Below are 14,864 nucleotides of genomic sequence, written 5' to 3'. Positions count from 1 at the left end.
CCGGGCCACGAACCATGCCATTAGGACTTCTCGTCTTTTCCAGGAGCCTTTTCAAGACGATGTTGACTGAAGTTTTGGCCTCAATTCCACTCACAGTCAGTCCATCAATCGAGCACTGAAGCGGAGAAGTCGGCGTGTAACATTTGCAACTCAAAAGGTGCGGCGTTGGCCGTTTTTAATCTTTGCTCAAGGGCTCGCTGGCGGTTGTTTGTCTATAAAAAATTATTAGCTTTCTTTTAATGGCATCGCATACTTCGGCAATCAATGAACATCTTGCGCTTGAATTTCAGGCTAGTCATACCTATCTGGCGATGTCGATATGGTTGCGTGAGAGAGATTTGATTGGTTTCTCTAGTTACATGCTCAATAAAAGTACTGAAGAGCGAGGTCATGCCTCTAAATTCATTGCCTATTTAGTTGATAGCGAATGCAACGTTCAGCTGCCCACAATTGAGTCGCCAGAGAGAGAGTGGCAGTCTGTAAAAGCACTGTTTGACAAAGTCTACGAGATGGAAAAAACTGTCACCAAGTCAATTAACAATATCTATACGCTCTCAGAAAACGAAGGGGATAGGACTGCCACAGCCATGCTCGATTGGTTTGTGGGTGAGCAGTTGCAGGAAGAGTCTGAAGCTCGATTTGTTCTGAAACGACTGCGCTTGGCTGATTCCAGTCCAGCTGCATTGATTTTGCTTGATCAGCAATTTCTGGATGGAACTCTGCTGGCCAACGTCAAAGCAGGTGGAGCTTTTGATATCGCAGGGACTGGTGGCGGTGCGGCCGTCTGACTGGGTTCACGACCCGATCAGCGTCACCCACTGACTCCACCACCACTGAGAGCCCATCAACCAGACCAGCCACATCCCCAGGGCAATGAAAGGGCCGAACGGGAACGGTTGTCTGGGTTTCAGGCGTCCGGTGATCCTGCCAAACACCCCGAACAACGCACCTGACAGCACTGAGATCCCCATCGCCACTCCCAGTCCAGCCAGTCCCAGCCAGGCTCCTGCCATGGCTGCCAGTTTGGCGTCACCCAACCCCAGTGCAGGCTGCCCCACCAGGCGTTCCGCCAGAGCACTGAGCCCTTCCAGAACCAGTAACCCCGCGGCTGATGCCAACAGATGATTGAACAAAAGGCTCCTGCCGATCTCAGGATGTCCAAAGGCCGCAACCAGTGCGCTTGCCAGCAGTCCCGTGATCACTCCTGCGCGACAGATCGGTTCCGGTAACCAGAGGTGATCGATGTCGATCAGCACCAGCGGCATCAACAGGCTGATCAGCACGAGTCCGCCCACCAGCGTGACGAGAGTCGTCACGGGGTCTGATGACAACGAGTCAACGTTGAAGCCGGTGGCCCACACCGCACTGAGCCATAACGCTGCAGTGAGAGCCTCAACCAGGGGGTAGCGAGCTGAAATGGGTTGGTCGCAGTTGCGGCAGCGTCCACTCAGTAACAGCCAGCCGATCACGGGAATGTTGTCGTGCCATTGCACGGAATGACCGCAGCGAGGACAGTGACTGCCTGGCCAAACAACGGACTCATCTCTCGGTAGACGCCAGGAGACGACGTTGATGAAGCTGCCGACACAGGCTCCTGTCAGCAGCACGATCAAAATCAGGAGTGGGTTCAAGATCCTTGCCCCTTGAGCCGTTCTTTCGGATTGCGTGATCGCTTCAGTCTTCGACTGATCAGTTCTGCACTGATGAAGTGTTCATCCGGCAACAGCGTTGGAGCCTCGAGAACCACACGCCCTTCGGTGAGATTGATATTCACGACAACTCCGCAGGGTTCGAGCGTATGGGTTGATTCGCTCAGATGTTGGAAATAAATTTTCCGGGCCAAAGCGATCAGACGTCTGCTGTCCACTCGGTCCCAGCGTGGAGTCAGGCTGGCGTTTCCGCCGGCTCCCGCGATCACGAAGGAAGGAGGTGAAACAGAAATAGGCTCACCTGAACAATCAGATGAGCCCACGATAGGACTGATTGGGTCTATTGATAAATAGAAATCAGTTCATCTTTTTCTTCTCTTCAATCATTCGGTGGATGATTGGAGTGAGAATCAGTTCCATGGCAAATCCCATTTTGCCGCCGTTCACCACGATGCTTGTGGGGCTGGACATGAACGAGTCGTGGATCATGCTCAGAAGATCGTTGAAGTCAATGCCCCATTTTTCTCGAGCACCCTTGCGGAAGTGAATGATCACGAAGCTCTCATCCGGGCTGGGAATGTTCCTGCAGATGAAGGGGTTGGAGGTATCGACCGTTGGGACTCTCTGGAAATTGATATCGGTGCGGCTGAACTGGGGACAGATGTGATTGATGTAGTCAGGCATCCTGCGCAGGATGGTGTCCACAATCGCCTCGGCCGAATAGCCGCGCTCAGCATTGTCGCGGTGGATCTTCTGGATCCATTCAAGATTGGTGATCGGCACCACACCAACCAGAAGATCGGCCAGTGATGCCACGTCGTAGGCATCACCTTTCACGCCACCGTGAAGCCCTTCGTAAAACAGCAGGTCTGTGCCAGTGGGGATGTCTTCCCATGGGGTGAACTGGCCAGGGTTGAGATCAACTCCCAAACGGGAATTGTGTTCAGCGGCTTCCTCTGGACTGTGCAGGTAGTAGCGCTTCTGTCCACCGCCTGTTTCGCCATAGACGCGGAACAGTTCCTCAAGCTTGTCAAAGAGGTTGGCTTCAGGGCCGAAGTGGGAGAAGTTCTCTCCCTTGGCCAGAGCATCAGCCATGGCATCTTTCATGGCCATCCGCTCAAAGCGGTGATAGCTGTCCCCTTCCACGACAGCCGGTGTGATGCTTTCACGCGCGAAGATGTGCTCGAAGGCACGCTTCACGGTGCTGGTGCCGGCACCTGAGGAACCGGTGACAGCCACGACGGGGTGACGCTTCGACATCGACGGAGGCAGATCTGGCCCGAAGAGTTTGGCAGGTCAACGGACCGATTTCGAAATTTGCTTGATCAAATCTGATCAGAGTGCTTTGAGCAGCTCCTCACCCATGGCCCTGCAACCCAGTGGTGTGCAACCTTCCGCCATCAGATCGCCGGTACGAAAGCCCTTCGCCAGCACCTGATCAACAGCCTGTTCCAGAGCGTCTGCTGCGTTCGGCTGCTTCAGGCCTGTTCTCAGCATCATCGCTGCTGAGAGAACCATGGCCATGGGGTTGGCCTTGTCTTGTCCGGCAATGTCCGGAGCTGATCCATGCACTGGCTCAAAAAGCCCCGGCCCTTCACTTCCGAGAGACGCTGAGGGCAGCATGCCGATGGATCCGGTGAGCATCGCTGCTTCATCGCTGAGAATGTCGCCGAAAAGATTGCCTGTGAGCAGGACATCAAACTGACGTGGAGCTCGCACGAGCTGCATCGCTGCGTTGTCGACATACATGTGACTCACCTCCACATCGCCGTAGTCGCTCGACAAGGCATCCACCCGGTCTCTCCACAGCTGGCTGACATCCAGCACGTTGGCCTTGTCCACCGAGCACAGTCGGCCCGAACGTTCACCCGCCAGTTCGAAAGCCACTCTGGCGATTCGATCCACCTCTGAATCCGAGTAGGTCATGGTGTTGAAGCCCCGTTCTTCTCCGTCCGCTTGGATTCGACCTTTCGGTTGGCCGAAGTAAATGCCACCCGTGAGTTCCCGGACGACCATCAGATCGACTCCTTGAATCACTTCTGGCCGGAGACTGCTGGCATCGATCAAGGCCGGCACGATCTTGACCGGGCGGAGATTGGCAAACAGCTTCATCCCTGAACGCAAAGCCAGCAGTCCGCTTTCCGGTCGCTTCTCTCTCGGCAATACATCGAAACGTGGACTGCCGATAGCTGCAAGCAACACGGCATCCGCTGAACGGCAGGTCTCCAAAGTGCTTGCCGGCAACGGTTCTCCCGTGGCGTCGATGGCGGCCCCACCAATCAGCTGTTCATCGAACGTCAGGCTGAAGTCAAAACGTTCGGCGACGGCTTCGAGCAGCTGACGGGCTACGACGGTGATTTCCGGGCCGATGCCATCACCAGGCAGGAGAACGACACGATGCTGATCCATGTTGCCGAGCCCGGACAGTGCTGGGGGGAGATTACTGAGCGGTCTCTGATGCTTCAGGACCAGAGACCGCCGGCTAAACCTGGCGCTGAAGTTGGCGCAGCTGTTTGGTCATCTCTGGCAATTTGCTGAAGGCCGCAGAACAGCGCAGCCAAAGCCTGTTCGGAATCGCTGGATATCCGCTCACCACTTCTCCTGAAGCGATCTCCCCATGGATGCCGCTCTTGGAGCTTGCAATCGCTCTGTCGCCGATCACAGCACGGTTGGCGACGCCCACCTGTCCGGCAAGAATCACCCCATCGCCCAGACGTGCTCCACCGGCGATCCCCACCTGTGAGGCCAAGGCGCAACCCCGTCCTGTCACGACGCCGTGGCCGATCTGGACGAGGTTGTCGACTTTGCTGCCGGCGCCGATTCGCGTTTCACCGACGGAAGGACGATCAATCGTGCTGCCGCACCCGATCTCGACACCGTCTTCCAGAACAACCAAACCCGTCTGTGGCATCTTGCGCCAACCCTTGGCTGTTGGCACAAAGCCAAACCCTTCAGATCCGACGACTGCATTGGAGTGAACGACGCAACCCCTGCCGATGCGGCATCCAGGGTGCAGAACGGCATTGGCGTGTAATTCACAGCCTTCCCCGATTTCCACGTTGCCGTAGATCACCACTCCTGGATGGATCACGGTTTGCGCTCCAATCCGGGTGTCATCTCCAATCGTCACGTTGGCGGACACGCTGACGCCAGAGCCAAGCTGTACGCGATCGGAGATCACGGCACTGGGGTGAATGCCGGCGTTCGGCGCAGGACGGGGATGCAGTTGTTCCAGCGCTTCGGCGAAAGCCAGTCGTGGATCGCGACAGGCGGCCCAGGCCAGTTTTCGATGCTCGGCAAGCGCCTGCAGCTCCTCTTGATCAGGGATCAAGACTGCACCCACCGAGCTTGTTTCAAGGCTTGTGACCAGCGCGTTGCCCTGCTCAAGGAAGCTGAGTTGATCGGCTTGAGCGCATTCGAGAGAAGCGGCTCCTCGGAGTTGGGGATCCTGGCCTGAAGAAACCTTGAGAACACCGGACTCGCCCTGCTCAAGAATGGCGATTAACTCGCTGAAGCGCATGGGGGCGTACCGATTCGATGAACATCGTGTTCACAGCTGACATTCTCCAACTGGTTTGCAACGCGTTCGTTACTGACAGCTTTTGAGAATCCAGTGAGAAGTAGCGATCAAGTTAGCCGGCCCAGACGTTGATGATGCATGCCGGACTGTTCCGAAATCACGACGGATCGAAAGTGTGAATCGTCATTGCTGGCAGATTGTGTTTGCTCGACGGCGCGAACTCTTGATGTTTTGGGAGAGATTTCAGCTTCTTTAGAGTCTGATTGCTTCGACGTGTTGTGGAAGTCTTGGTTATGCACCAGAGCCTGATTTTCAACACTCTCAATGATTGTTCTTTTGATCCTGTGGGTATGAATAATTGTTGTTGCTGACATTCAACGTTTGAATGCTTGTCAGTGCCATGTCTGTCCCTCTCCTGAGCTATTTTGAGCTTGATGACGTTTTGGTCGATAAGAGGTTGAGCTGCCTCTTGGGTATGCTGTGGTGACTCATCAATGAATTATGTCGAAGTGGGTTTTAATTCTTGGTGGTTTGTATTCAGTTCTCCTCCTTTATATCTATGTGATCTTGCCCGCACTGAAGTAGACTTTGCTGCTGAATTAATTTTATAATTTTATCTGCTTTCAAAGGCCACATTTGTCAATTTTGTGAATTGATTATTGTTGGATGAGTTGGACGGTTTGCCCTTGTCAGGGAGTTGACTGGCTGATGCCTGACGAGTGATGTTCGCTCTTGTAGATGCTGATACATCTGCATGGCGAGTTCTTCACTAAAATGATCGCCGAAATTGTTGATGTTATGTCGGAGAAACAGGATCCGATTATCAGTTTGTTTGCCGCTGCCTCGGTTGGCGCTTTCCTGCTGACGTCTTGGCTGGCTCATGATTATTCCAATATCATCATTCCATTTCTCTTCCTTAGCATGATTTGTGCCAACGGATTTGGGTATTATCTGGGGCTTTCCGCAAATAAATAGTGTTTCGACATGGCTTTGAATTTCGTATGAATTGAATTTAAAGAGGGCTCCGATTCTAGAAATTGACTGCGGTTGAATGTCCAAATCACGCATCGATCGTTAATTCGGTGCTTCCTGTGTTGTTGGCATCATCAGCACCATGGCGTCGCGATGCACGACGACTGGAGAGCCTCCATCGGCCGTTGTGTTGGTTGACTGCTGGGTAAGCAGTTGATTCAACTTTTCGCTGCTCATTGTTGTGAGGCCGCGCGCCACCTCCTGGCCATCCTCATTGAGCAGAAGCACAGCCTGGTTGGCGTCGAACTGTCCGCTCAGCTCGGTGATTCCAACAAGCAGTAGCGAAGCTCCTTTGCTCAGCAGCGCTCGACAGGCTCCGGGATCCAGGTGCAACGAGCCTGTTGGCTGCAGTGCATGCGCTAGCCAACTCTTGCGATTGCCAAGCGGTTGTGGGTGGGGATGGAACACAGTGCCGCCTCGACCGCCTCGCAGAATGTGCTGCAATGCCTCAGATTTCCGGCCATCGCCCAGATGCACTGTGATGCCGCTGGCAGTGGCGATACGAGCTGCTGCAAGTTTGGTGGCCATGCCCCCGGTCCCCCACCGGCCGCCGCTGCCGGCTCCTTCCTCGAGCTCTCCGATCTGCTCGGGATCATGCACATCCTTGATTGGTGTGGCATTGAGATCATTGCGAGGGTCCGCTGAGTAGAGACTGTCCACATCAGTCAGCAGGATCAATTCATCGGCTTTGACAGCAGCAGCAACGAGTGCCGAGAGTGTGTCGTTGTCACCGAATTTCAGCTCGTCCGATGACACCGTGTCGTTCCCATTCACCACGGGTAGCACTCCCCAATCGAGAAGTTGATTCAATGTGGCGGACGCATTGTGGTAGCTCAGGCGGTCTGCCAGGTCGGCGCGAGTGAGCAGCACCTGTGCGACCGGAATGGAATGGCGGGAGAATTCTTTTTCATAAAGACTCATCAGATATCCCTGGCCCACCGATGCGGCAGCTTGAAGGCCTGGAAGGCTGAGGGGTCTCTGCGTCATGCCGAGTCGTTGACAGCCCAGACCAACGGCTCCAGAGGACACGAGCACTGTGCGATCGCCGCGGCCCATGCTTTCCGCCAGGTTGCTGGACAGCTGTGCAATTGCTTCGGCCGTGGACGTCTCTTGGCGTTGTCTCAGCAGGCTTGTCCCCACCTTCACAACCCTGAGCGTCATTGACCCACTGCTCCGAAGAATCTGGCGAGATAGCGTTCCAGCCTTTGCACTCGATCGTGACTGCAGGCTGTGCCGTCGGGGCGAGGCGGTCTCACCAGAACGGTGTACAGCCCCAGTCTGTTGCCGGCAAGAACATCGGTGAACACACGATCTCCAACCATGGCGATCTCGGTCGGTGCATTGGGAAGCGTGCTGATCACGCGACGAATCGCTCCGCTGCGAGGCTTTGATGCTGCACAGGTGTAAGCCACATCCATCTGATCAGCCACTGCCTGGATTCTCTGGCGCGAAGGGTTGTTGCTGATCAGATGGATGTGCAGCAACCGCGATGCGTCCTTCGCCCAGCGACGCATTGGAGCGGGCAGTTCCACATCACGCCCTGGGAGCAGGGTGCGGTCCACATCGAGCAGCAGCACCTTGATCCCCCTTCCAATCAGGGGTTCAAGGGGCAAGTGGGCCAGGGTCAGGCCCGGATCCCAATCCGGTATCAGCCAGTGACGCTGCATCACTCAGGAAGTCCCTGCTCATCCAGCTCGGCTTCAATCCGTGGTTGAACGCGGTCGAACTCCTCACCCTCAACCAGCAGGGCTGCGCCGTCGTCCATTCTCGCCACCACGAAAAAAGGGTCCAGAGGGATGTACAGGCCATATTCCTGTTCCTCCACCAGAAAGCTCACCAACAGCTCATAGGTTTCGGATTCATCGTCAACGTCTTCCTCGTCGAGATCCTCAGGATCGGGTTCGTCAAGTTCGCCGTTCACCGTCAAAGTCACCGCTGAGCGGACCAGGGTGAGATCGTGTTCCTGAAGCACCACATCTGCGACTGAAAGAATCGGCTCGCTGCTGGCAATGCTTTCGATCAGTTCGGGATCGTCCCCGTCTCGCAGCCGGAACAGACACACAGGTGTATCAACCGGGGTGAGAAGCGCGTAATCCTTGTCATCGAGAGGAATGAGCTGCTCAAGAAAACAGAGCAGGTCGTGTCCGTCACGGTCCTTGACGAGAACGGTGGGCACCTCACCGCTGGAAGCAGGTCCGCTGGAACTCATGGCGCTGGAGGAATTGAAGTACAGGATCTTGCATCAGCATCCGTTTCGCCACGATTCACAGGCGCCATCTGGACTGGTTGCGGTTCAGGTCCATCGGCAAGCCATTGTTGAAGCAGCAGCGCTGCCGCGGCACTGTCCAGTCGCCCAGTGCGATCTCCATGCAGCTGATGGTCCTCTGCTGCCGCCCAGCTGCTGCTGTGCTCGTTCACAAAGGCCATGGGAAGGGACAGAGCACGAGCCAGTCGGACGCCATAGCGATGGCAGTGTTTGGCCTGCGTGGTGGGGTTGCCTGCATCATCCAGAGGGAGCCCAACGACCAGAGCCTCAACCCGACGTTCGTCGCAGAGTTGCCTGATTTGTCTGACATCGTTGTCGAAGTCACCACGATGCAATGCGTTGAGTGGTGAGACAGTCAATCCAAGGCCGTCACAGCCTGCGAGCCCGATCCTTCGACGGCCGACATCAAGGCTGAGTGCTGATCGCGCCTGGGGAGGTGAGCTCAACTCAGCGCCTCGGGGCCAGGCTCGGGGTTGGCAGCTGGGGTTGTTGAGGCTGCAGACGACCCAGCATTGATTCAAGCGGCCTCAGACCCCCAAGGTTGCGCTGCTGCACACGCCTCCAGATACTTCGCCCCAGCATCATTTCCAGAGATCCTTCCTGCCATCCCTGACTTGCAAGTACGGCCTTCAGCTGGTGGTCGTCGTCCGATACCAGAAGTGATGGTGGGATCTGCTGGTTGAGCAGTTGCGACAACGCTGCGGGTAATCCAGCACCAATGCGTTCATCCCACGCCGGTCCTCGCAGCACTTCAAGGCGGGGTGAATCAATCCCCCACGGCCGCCTGATCAGCCCTGCAATGACCTGAGGGTCTCCCTCTCTGTCAACCGTTAAAACGGTTGACCCACCTCCGCTCAGATCGAGCAGGTCGCACCATTGGCGATCGAGGATTTGTCGGTGCTGAGGGCTGATGCTCGACTGCTCCAGAGCCAACAGCTGTCGTGCGTTGTCGCGGTTGAGAGGACTCCAGCACAGTCCCTGCGAAAGCTCTCCACTGGTCGTTAGCTCTTCACCGTTCGGCGCGTTCGCCGACGATGGCGAAGCTGTGACCGGCGGATTCCAGATGCGCCCCTGGCGCAGAGGCTGGAAACCAAGCTCACGCAACAGATCCAGTTGCGGCCGATCTGTGGGGTCGCAGCGAACAAGCCAGCTGCGACAACGAGTGATGTCATCACTCAGCGCTTGCTGGATCAGGAGGCGAAGACCCTGCTGGCGACTGAAGTGACGCGGGGACGCAATCGAGAGAACGTCGAGATGCCAGCAACTGCTACGACGGTTGCTGGACCGCATCAGCAGCAGGGATTCGATCTGGTCTGCTAAGTCCGAGGACGATTCGATCAGAGCCAGAACCCTGGTCAGTCGAGCGTTCAGCGGATCTGGCAAGAACTGCTCAAGACGGCTGAACCATGACTGCACCAGCAAGCTCTGCAGAGCGCTGTTGTCGATGCTGGAACAGGAATCCGCAGCGGAAGCGATCTGGCTCAAATGACCAGCTTTCAAGGGCTCGACCCGGAGCCGGAATCCAGCTGTCGCTGCCACGGCAGGCCTCCACCACCGTTCAAATCTATCGCCGCCTTTCGTTGTGTGAGGTCAAGCTGGCCTGACCAGCACCAGTGGAGTGCGCTCGTTGGCATTTCCAGCGGGGTTGGGGCGCAGGGCGCGATGCAACAACGCCTCATCACAGCCGTTGCTGGAAGCCAGCACCTTCACACGACCAAGATCATTCACATCAACGATCGCAATCGCGACGCCGAGAGCATCTGCGGCGTCCTGGCAGAGACGGACCGGGTCGGATGGGCCAAGAACGATGGTTTGGTCATAGGGGGGTGTCGTCCCAGTGATGTCATCAATCAGGCGCGCTTGTTCGCCGGCGAGTCGATAGAACCAACCCTTCAATCCAACAATTTTCAGTGCCAAGCCAACTGACCAGGCAAGGATGACGCGGGTCGGACCGACCTGATCGATCAGTGTTTGCAATCCGCAGGCGGTGGCGAGACTGCTGGTGGGGTGAAACACGCGGCAGAGCAAGCGTGCAATCCAGGTCGGTTCGACCATGGAGGGGTGGGTGTAGCGCCCCTGGATCACGGCGACAGGGGTTTCCCCGATCGTCAGAATGTCACCCGGCTGCACCAGCTCGCCCGCGTAGTCACGCAGCACATCAATCGTGCTGTCGAGAGGGCCAAGCAGGTGTGTCTTCAGAGGAAGCACTTTGCAGTTCTCCCCGGCGCGGAATTCAGCTTTGCTGGGCTGAGGCACAGCGGGTTTGCGCAGAGGCACCACCACGCCCTGGCGACGATCAAGTCGTCCGAAGGGTCCGTAGTTCACCCAGTTGACATCCATCCAGACCGTATCGACCCGATCCGCAACGGCAGCACCTGTCTGATCACTGAGGGTGACGCTGACCTGGATGCGGGTGCTTTTGTGTCCTTTGACGATGTATGCAGGCCAGTAGCCGTCGGCCCGAGTGTCTTCATCAGGGTGATGGGGGGTGATCCGGGTTTTGACCATGACATCGTTGAGATCCGAGCTGCCGATCAGCACCGGGTTGACCTGCAGCTCCGGCACCATGACTTCCATGCGTGCATGAGGGTTGCTGATCTCGATCCATCCCTGCAGCTCAAGATCATGTCCGGATGGCGTGACGCTCCAGTCCAGTTGACGGAGTTTCAGCGGTGATGCGGGTCGTAGGCGGTGACGCGCTTCGATCCAGAACACTCCCAGTCCGAGCAGGAGCAGGATCACAAGCAGAACACACATGTCAACGTCGGCTGTCGGCCGGTCTCAATGGCGCGCAGCGTAAGGCGTCCACGTGATCGTTCAACGTGAAATCACTTCGGTGTTGAGCTCGTTGAAACTGAGGCTCATGCTTTCTCCCTGCGGTGCAGGAAGTCCGGTTGCCTCACTGATGGCGGCATTGATCTGCTCCAGCGGGACCTGCCCTTCCTCATCAAGTAACAGCTGACCATCTCCGTCGATCACCACCACCTGCGGAACAATTCCGTGCCAGTAATGCGCAGGATCAGTCCGGTCATTCGTGGCTCTACCTTGCAGTGCATCTGTGGTCAAAGGCAGAAGGTCCACGCTGTTTCCCCAGAGCCTTTGAAGTTCTGAAACGGCCGGTGAAAAGGCTTTGCTGGTTCTGCTGTCATCGAGGTAGTAAACGATCACGCTGGTGCGACCCGCCTGCTGAGAATCAGCCAGGGAGACGGCAGGAGGAACAAGTGAACCGTTACCGGCATACAGCGCAAAAATGTTGCCGTCGTAGCTGTCGGTTTCCCGGATCGCCTGAGCCGGTGATGCAATCAGCACCAAGGCCAGCACTGCGACGATGGAACGGATCAGGAACGCGGTCATGGCACAGGGACAGTGCGTGCATTCTGAGCCCTTGTCAGACCTTGCAGCTGAGAATTAGCCGCGCCCGAGACTGCGACCCATCCCCTGAGCAATGCCCCGTCCGATCAGACCGATCGCTCGACCCACCACCTGGGTGAGCACCACCACCATCAGGTCTCCGAGCCGTTTGACCAGGGCCTGAACCTGTGGGGCGATGGCATCGCGGGCCTCAACAATCAGAGCAACCTGTTGTTGCCACCAGCGCAGGCGCTTGAGCTCCTCATCTCTGGGCTCGGTTAACAGCAACGGTTCAATGCGTCCGGTTTTGAGGCTGAACAGCAATCGGCGACTCTCGTACAAACGGATTGGACGTTCGATCCAGTCCTGCCAACGCGACTGACTGTTGAGTTGATTGCGCAGACGTTCCAGTTCGCGCGTTGAGATCAGGTTCTGCTGAAGGAGATACCGGCGCAGTTCGGGCCATTCGCCGCAGATTCCGAGCAGTTCGGAACCAATCAGCTCAGCTGTGCGCACCAGCCAGTTGCTGATCAGGGTCTCAAGCTGCAGTAATGCCCTGGGATCGTCGGAGGGGAGCAGCTGACCATCCACAAGGACGGGTTGATCCAGCACCAGTGATGCCAGCATGGTCTGCGGGTCTGGCAGCTCGTCGTCCGATTGGTGGAGATCGGTGCGATCCACCAGTTGGTCGGCCACGGCAACAAGACTTTCCCCTTGCGGAAGCCGAACGTAATTGCCGGCGACGCTGCGCAACGCCTGTTGCTTCACTTCCGTCTGCAGAGACTGCCAACGAGCGCTCAGTGCTTTCTGGTCGCGTGTGCCGACAAGCTCATCACCGCGCAGGCGAAGCAGAACCTCATGCAACTGCTGAAGAAGCGCCAGCAACAGGTCGCGCCGTCGTTCCGGATGAAGCCCCTCAATGGCGAGCAACTGGCCAGTGCCGTTCCCCAGTCCACTGCTCACGGCACCTTCAAGTCGTTGTTGAATGGCATTCCAGACGGCCGTTGGCTCTCGGTCGTTCAGAGTCAGTTCAAGGGTCTTGCTCTGTTCATTCAGAGGCATGACATCAGCAAGGCCGGTGTGAAGAGGTCCCCAAAGCCACAGCAGCAGGTTTTTGGCACTGCGCAGTTCGCGACAGCGACCTTCCAGCATCAGACGCATCACGAAATGCTCAGGCGGGGGATCGAGCAGGGCTTCGATGACCTGAAGATCCCGACCGATCTGCTGCAGGCCACTGACAAGCAGCCACTGCGCCATGCTCAAGCTTGGCTTGCTGGTTGAGCCATGCTCAGCGTGGGGCTTGATTTTCAGCACTCTGCCTCCATTGAGGAGGGTCTGGACCGCTTCTCTGAGTGCTGCAAGGTCTGGATCCTGAAGGATGCCGTCGCAGTTCAACGACAGCAGTGTCTGAGGATCACGTCCATAGTCAGCGGGTAACAGCAACAACGTGGGTGCTGGAGTCCAGCGCTGTTGCAGCTGAAGAATCTCCCGCTCGAGAATCAGAGGCTGTGTCTCCGTCGGCAGTGACCAGATCACCAGAGATGGGTGCCCCTGCAGCTGATCAGGCGACCGTCTGACGCGAACTGGCAGCGCTTCAGTGGGGATCTCCGCAGCAAGGCTTTCACCGAGAAGATCGGGAGCGAAAAGGAGAATCTCCCGGTCCTGGTCGATCACGGTGCCCTGAAACTGTGCTGATGAGCGTCAAGGTAACGGCACTGGCGAGGATGCTCCAGTGGCAATTTTCGGACGTCCGTTTAATTGCAGGGTGTACGACTCGATGTTGAATCCGGTCCGACGTTCGATTTCCCTGAGTACATCGTCGGGAAGTTTCACATCAAGATCTTCAATTGCACCTGTCTCCAGACAGGTGAGATGGCTGTGTGGATCGTTCCGATACCCAAAAAGACGCCCATTGGCTCGATCGAGACACTCGATCACTCCTGCACTTTGCAGCGCTTCCAGATTCTGATAAACGGAGGTATGGCCGATTTGTCGGCCTTGCTGGTTGAGTTTTTCAAAAATGTCTCGAGCACTGAGGTGACTGGCTTCGCTCCAGAGCAGATCGAGCACCATTCGCCGCTGTCGGCTCAGTCGCATCCCCAGATTTCGGCAACGATCGAAGGCATCCTGAAGGGTCCGCTCGTCATGGGCTCCCTTGGGCAGAAATGACTCGACCAGCGACTCCACGGCAGTCGTCGTAACGGTTTCAGGTTAGACCCGTTCATCGGCCCCATCTTGATGAGGCCTTCAGGCCATGTCGTTCAACAAACCTGTGGATGGGTCCTGGAGTCGTCCATTGCCAAGGACCTTGAGCGCCTCTCCAAGCATGATCCGGCCGTCGTAGAGGGCTCGTCCAACGATGACGCCTTCAACACCGAGCGGCTCCAGTGCCAACAGCGCCAGCAGGTCAGCCATACAGCCCACTCCGCCAGAGGCGATCACGGGAACGTTGCTGGCAGCGGCCATCTGTTTGAGGGCGTCGAGGTTGGGTCCCGCGAGGGTTCCGTCCGTGCTGATGTCAGTGCTGATGATTGCTGCAATTGCCGATTCGCTGAACCGTGCGGCCAGAGCAGTGGCTTCCGTAGTGCTGTTTTCCAGCCATCCCCTCGTTGCGACCTTGCCGTGGCGGGCATCAATGCCAACGATGATTCTTCCGGGATGTCGCTCTGCCAGCTGCACGACAAGTTCCGGCTGCTCCAGTGCAACCGTTCCCAGGATCACGCGTTCGAGCCCGCATTCCAGAAGTTCTTCAGCGCGCTCAGCCGAACGAACCCCACCACCGAGCTGGACCGGGATCGAGAGTGTCTCTGTGATCGCACGAACCGCAGCGTCGTTGATGGGTTGACCGCTGCGGGCACCGTCGAGATCCACCAGGTGTAGACGGCTAGCTCCCTGCTCCTGCCAGCTCATCGCTTGGGATACAGGGTCATCGCTGAATCGGGTGACCTGGTCGTAATCCCCTTGGTGCAGACGGACGCAGGCCCCTCCCAGCAGGTCGATGGCTGGAATGATCTGCATGGACGCTGCGATGGACTGACTCCCATCC

18 protein-coding genes are annotated in these 14,864 nt (G+C 56.9%); 1 reads left to right on the top strand and 17 read right to left on the bottom strand.

The annotated features are described in order from the left end of the window. Positions 1-239: 239 nt before the first annotated feature. On the top strand, positions 240-788 hold the full coding sequence (locus AC6EI9_RS04170) for a ferritin (protein WP_498469276.1): 549 nt from the start codon (positions 240-242) through the stop codon (positions 786-788). Positions 789-794: 6 nt separating this feature from the next. On the opposite strand, the gene AC6EI9_RS04165 is transcribed toward AC6EI9_RS04170, so the two are convergent. From AC6EI9_RS04165 to hisA, 17 genes are all read right to left on the bottom strand, one after another. Beyond that, positions 795-1,631 (bottom strand): prepilin peptidase, encoded by an 837-nt coding sequence (locus AC6EI9_RS04165; protein WP_498469274.1) that lies wholly within the window; start codon positions 1,629-1,631, stop codon positions 795-797. Further along, the gene (locus AC6EI9_RS04160; RefSeq protein WP_498469272.1) at positions 1,628-1,918 is read right to left on the bottom strand and encodes a hypothetical protein; all 291 of its coding nucleotides are present in this window, start codon (positions 1,916-1,918) and stop codon (positions 1,628-1,630) included. Before AC6EI9_RS04160 ends, AC6EI9_RS04165 begins: the two co-directional genes overlap by 4 nt. A gap of 88 nt (positions 1,919-2,006) precedes the next feature. Beyond that, positions 2,007-2,909 (bottom strand): phosphoribulokinase, encoded by a 903-nt coding sequence (locus AC6EI9_RS04155; protein WP_498469270.1) that lies wholly within the window; start codon positions 2,907-2,909, stop codon positions 2,007-2,009. A gap of 75 nt (positions 2,910-2,984) precedes the next feature. After that, the gene (gene leuB, locus AC6EI9_RS04150) at positions 2,985-4,058 is read right to left on the bottom strand and encodes a 3-isopropylmalate dehydrogenase (RefSeq protein WP_498469268.1); all 1,074 of its coding nucleotides are present in this window, start codon (positions 4,056-4,058) and stop codon (positions 2,985-2,987) included. 73 nt (positions 4,059-4,131) lie between these two features. Further along, on the bottom strand, positions 4,132-5,169 hold the full coding sequence (lpxD, locus tag AC6EI9_RS04145) for a UDP-3-O-(3-hydroxymyristoyl)glucosamine N-acyltransferase (protein WP_498469266.1): 1,038 nt from the start codon (positions 5,167-5,169) through the stop codon (positions 4,132-4,134). 107 nt (positions 5,170-5,276) lie between these two features. Next, complete coding sequence (locus tag AC6EI9_RS04140) at positions 5,277-5,543, bottom strand: hypothetical protein (RefSeq protein ID WP_498469264.1); 267 nt, start codon at positions 5,541-5,543, stop codon at positions 5,277-5,279. Positions 5,544-5,808: 265 nt separating this feature from the next. Continuing rightward, complete coding sequence (locus AC6EI9_RS04135) at positions 5,809-6,237, bottom strand: hypothetical protein (protein ID WP_498469262.1); 429 nt, start codon at positions 6,235-6,237, stop codon at positions 5,809-5,811. Between the two features lie 6 nt (positions 6,238-6,243). After that, the gene (gene proB / locus AC6EI9_RS04130; RefSeq protein ID WP_498469260.1) at positions 6,244-7,362 is read right to left on the bottom strand and encodes a glutamate 5-kinase; all 1,119 of its coding nucleotides are present in this window, start codon (positions 7,360-7,362) and stop codon (positions 6,244-6,246) included. After that, complete coding sequence (locus AC6EI9_RS04125) at positions 7,359-7,868, bottom strand: YqeG family HAD IIIA-type phosphatase (RefSeq protein ID WP_498469258.1); 510 nt, start codon at positions 7,866-7,868, stop codon at positions 7,359-7,361. The genes proB and AC6EI9_RS04125 overlap by 4 nt, the downstream gene beginning before the upstream one ends. Then, on the bottom strand, positions 7,868-8,410 hold the full coding sequence (locus AC6EI9_RS04120; protein WP_498469256.1) for a DUF3727 domain-containing protein: 543 nt from the start codon (positions 8,408-8,410) through the stop codon (positions 7,868-7,870). The genes AC6EI9_RS04125 and AC6EI9_RS04120 overlap by 1 nt, the downstream gene beginning before the upstream one ends. Next, positions 8,407-8,913, bottom strand: a complete 507-nt coding sequence (gene ruvX / locus AC6EI9_RS04115; RefSeq protein WP_498469254.1) for a Holliday junction resolvase RuvX — start codon at positions 8,911-8,913, stop codon at positions 8,407-8,409. Before ruvX ends, AC6EI9_RS04120 begins: the two co-directional genes overlap by 4 nt. Before the next feature lies 1 nt (position 8,914). Beyond that, positions 8,915-10,006, bottom strand: a complete 1,092-nt coding sequence (locus AC6EI9_RS04110) for a hypothetical protein (protein WP_498469252.1) — start codon at positions 10,004-10,006, stop codon at positions 8,915-8,917. Positions 10,007-10,057: 51 nt separating this feature from the next. Continuing rightward, entirely contained in the window at positions 10,058-11,224 is a 1,167-nt protein-coding gene (locus tag AC6EI9_RS04105) for a F420-0:Gamma-glutamyl ligase (RefSeq protein WP_498469251.1), read from the bottom strand. 60 nt (positions 11,225-11,284) lie between these two features. After that, complete coding sequence (locus tag AC6EI9_RS04100) at positions 11,285-11,821, bottom strand: thylakoid membrane photosystem I accumulation factor (protein ID WP_498469249.1); 537 nt, start codon at positions 11,819-11,821, stop codon at positions 11,285-11,287. Positions 11,822-11,875: 54 nt separating this feature from the next. Beyond that, on the bottom strand, positions 11,876-13,492 hold the full coding sequence (locus tag AC6EI9_RS04095; protein WP_498469248.1) for a DUF3685 domain-containing protein: 1,617 nt from the start codon (positions 13,490-13,492) through the stop codon (positions 11,876-11,878). A 27-nt stretch (positions 13,493-13,519) separates the two neighbouring features. Then, a complete protein-coding gene (locus AC6EI9_RS04090; protein WP_498469911.1) occupies positions 13,520-13,915 on the bottom strand; it encodes a Fur family transcriptional regulator in 396 nt (131 codons plus the stop codon). 150 nt (positions 13,916-14,065) lie between these two features. Next, positions 14,066-14,836 (bottom strand): 1-(5-phosphoribosyl)-5-[(5-phosphoribosylamino)methylideneamino]imidazole-4-carboxamide isomerase, encoded by a 771-nt coding sequence (gene hisA / locus AC6EI9_RS04085; protein WP_498469910.1) that lies wholly within the window; start codon positions 14,834-14,836, stop codon positions 14,066-14,068. Positions 14,837-14,864 lie beyond the last annotated feature (28 nt).

Source organism: Synechococcus sp. MIT2312 (genome assembly GCF_059772315.1).
Note: the sequence above shows the minus strand (reverse complement) of the source record. Positions and strands in the feature narration are given on the sequence as shown.

Bases quoted from the DNA above. Each gene is read 5' to 3' on its own strand.
- hisA (WP_498469910.1), bottom strand. From the start codon at position 14,836: ATGCAGATCATTCCAGCCATCGACCTGCTGGGAGGGGCCTGCGTCCGT.
- proB (WP_498469260.1), bottom strand. From the start codon at position 7,362: ATGACGCTCAGGGTTGTGAAGGTGGGGACAAGCCTGCTGAGACAACGC.
- AC6EI9_RS04105 (WP_498469251.1), bottom strand. From the start codon at position 11,224: ATGTGTGTTCTGCTTGTGATCCTGCTCCTGCTCGGACTGGGAGTGTTC.
- AC6EI9_RS04140 (WP_498469264.1), bottom strand. From the start codon at position 5,543: ATGTCAGCAACAACAATTATTCATACCCACAGGATCAAAAGAACAATC.
- AC6EI9_RS04100 (WP_498469249.1), bottom strand. From the start codon at position 11,821: ATGACCGCGTTCCTGATCCGTTCCATCGTCGCAGTGCTGGCCTTGGTG.
- AC6EI9_RS04135 (WP_498469262.1), bottom strand. From the start codon at position 6,237: ATGCGTGATTTGGACATTCAACCGCAGTCAATTTCTAGAATCGGAGCC.
- AC6EI9_RS04170 (WP_498469276.1), top strand. From the start codon at position 240: ATGGCATCGCATACTTCGGCAATCAATGAACATCTTGCGCTTGAATTT.
- AC6EI9_RS04120 (WP_498469256.1), bottom strand. From the start codon at position 8,410: ATGAGTTCCAGCGGACCTGCTTCCAGCGGTGAGGTGCCCACCGTTCTC.
- lpxD (WP_498469266.1), bottom strand. From the start codon at position 5,169: ATGCGCTTCAGCGAGTTAATCGCCATTCTTGAGCAGGGCGAGTCCGGT.
- leuB (WP_498469268.1), bottom strand. From the start codon at position 4,058: ATGGATCAGCATCGTGTCGTTCTCCTGCCTGGTGATGGCATCGGCCCG.
- AC6EI9_RS04125 (WP_498469258.1), bottom strand. From the start codon at position 7,868: ATGCAGCGTCACTGGCTGATACCGGATTGGGATCCGGGCCTGACCCTG.
- AC6EI9_RS04090 (WP_498469911.1), bottom strand. From the start codon at position 13,915: ATGCGACTGAGCCGACAGCGGCGAATGGTGCTCGATCTGCTCTGGAGC.
- AC6EI9_RS04155 (WP_498469270.1), bottom strand. From the start codon at position 2,909: ATGTCGAAGCGTCACCCCGTCGTGGCTGTCACCGGTTCCTCAGGTGCC.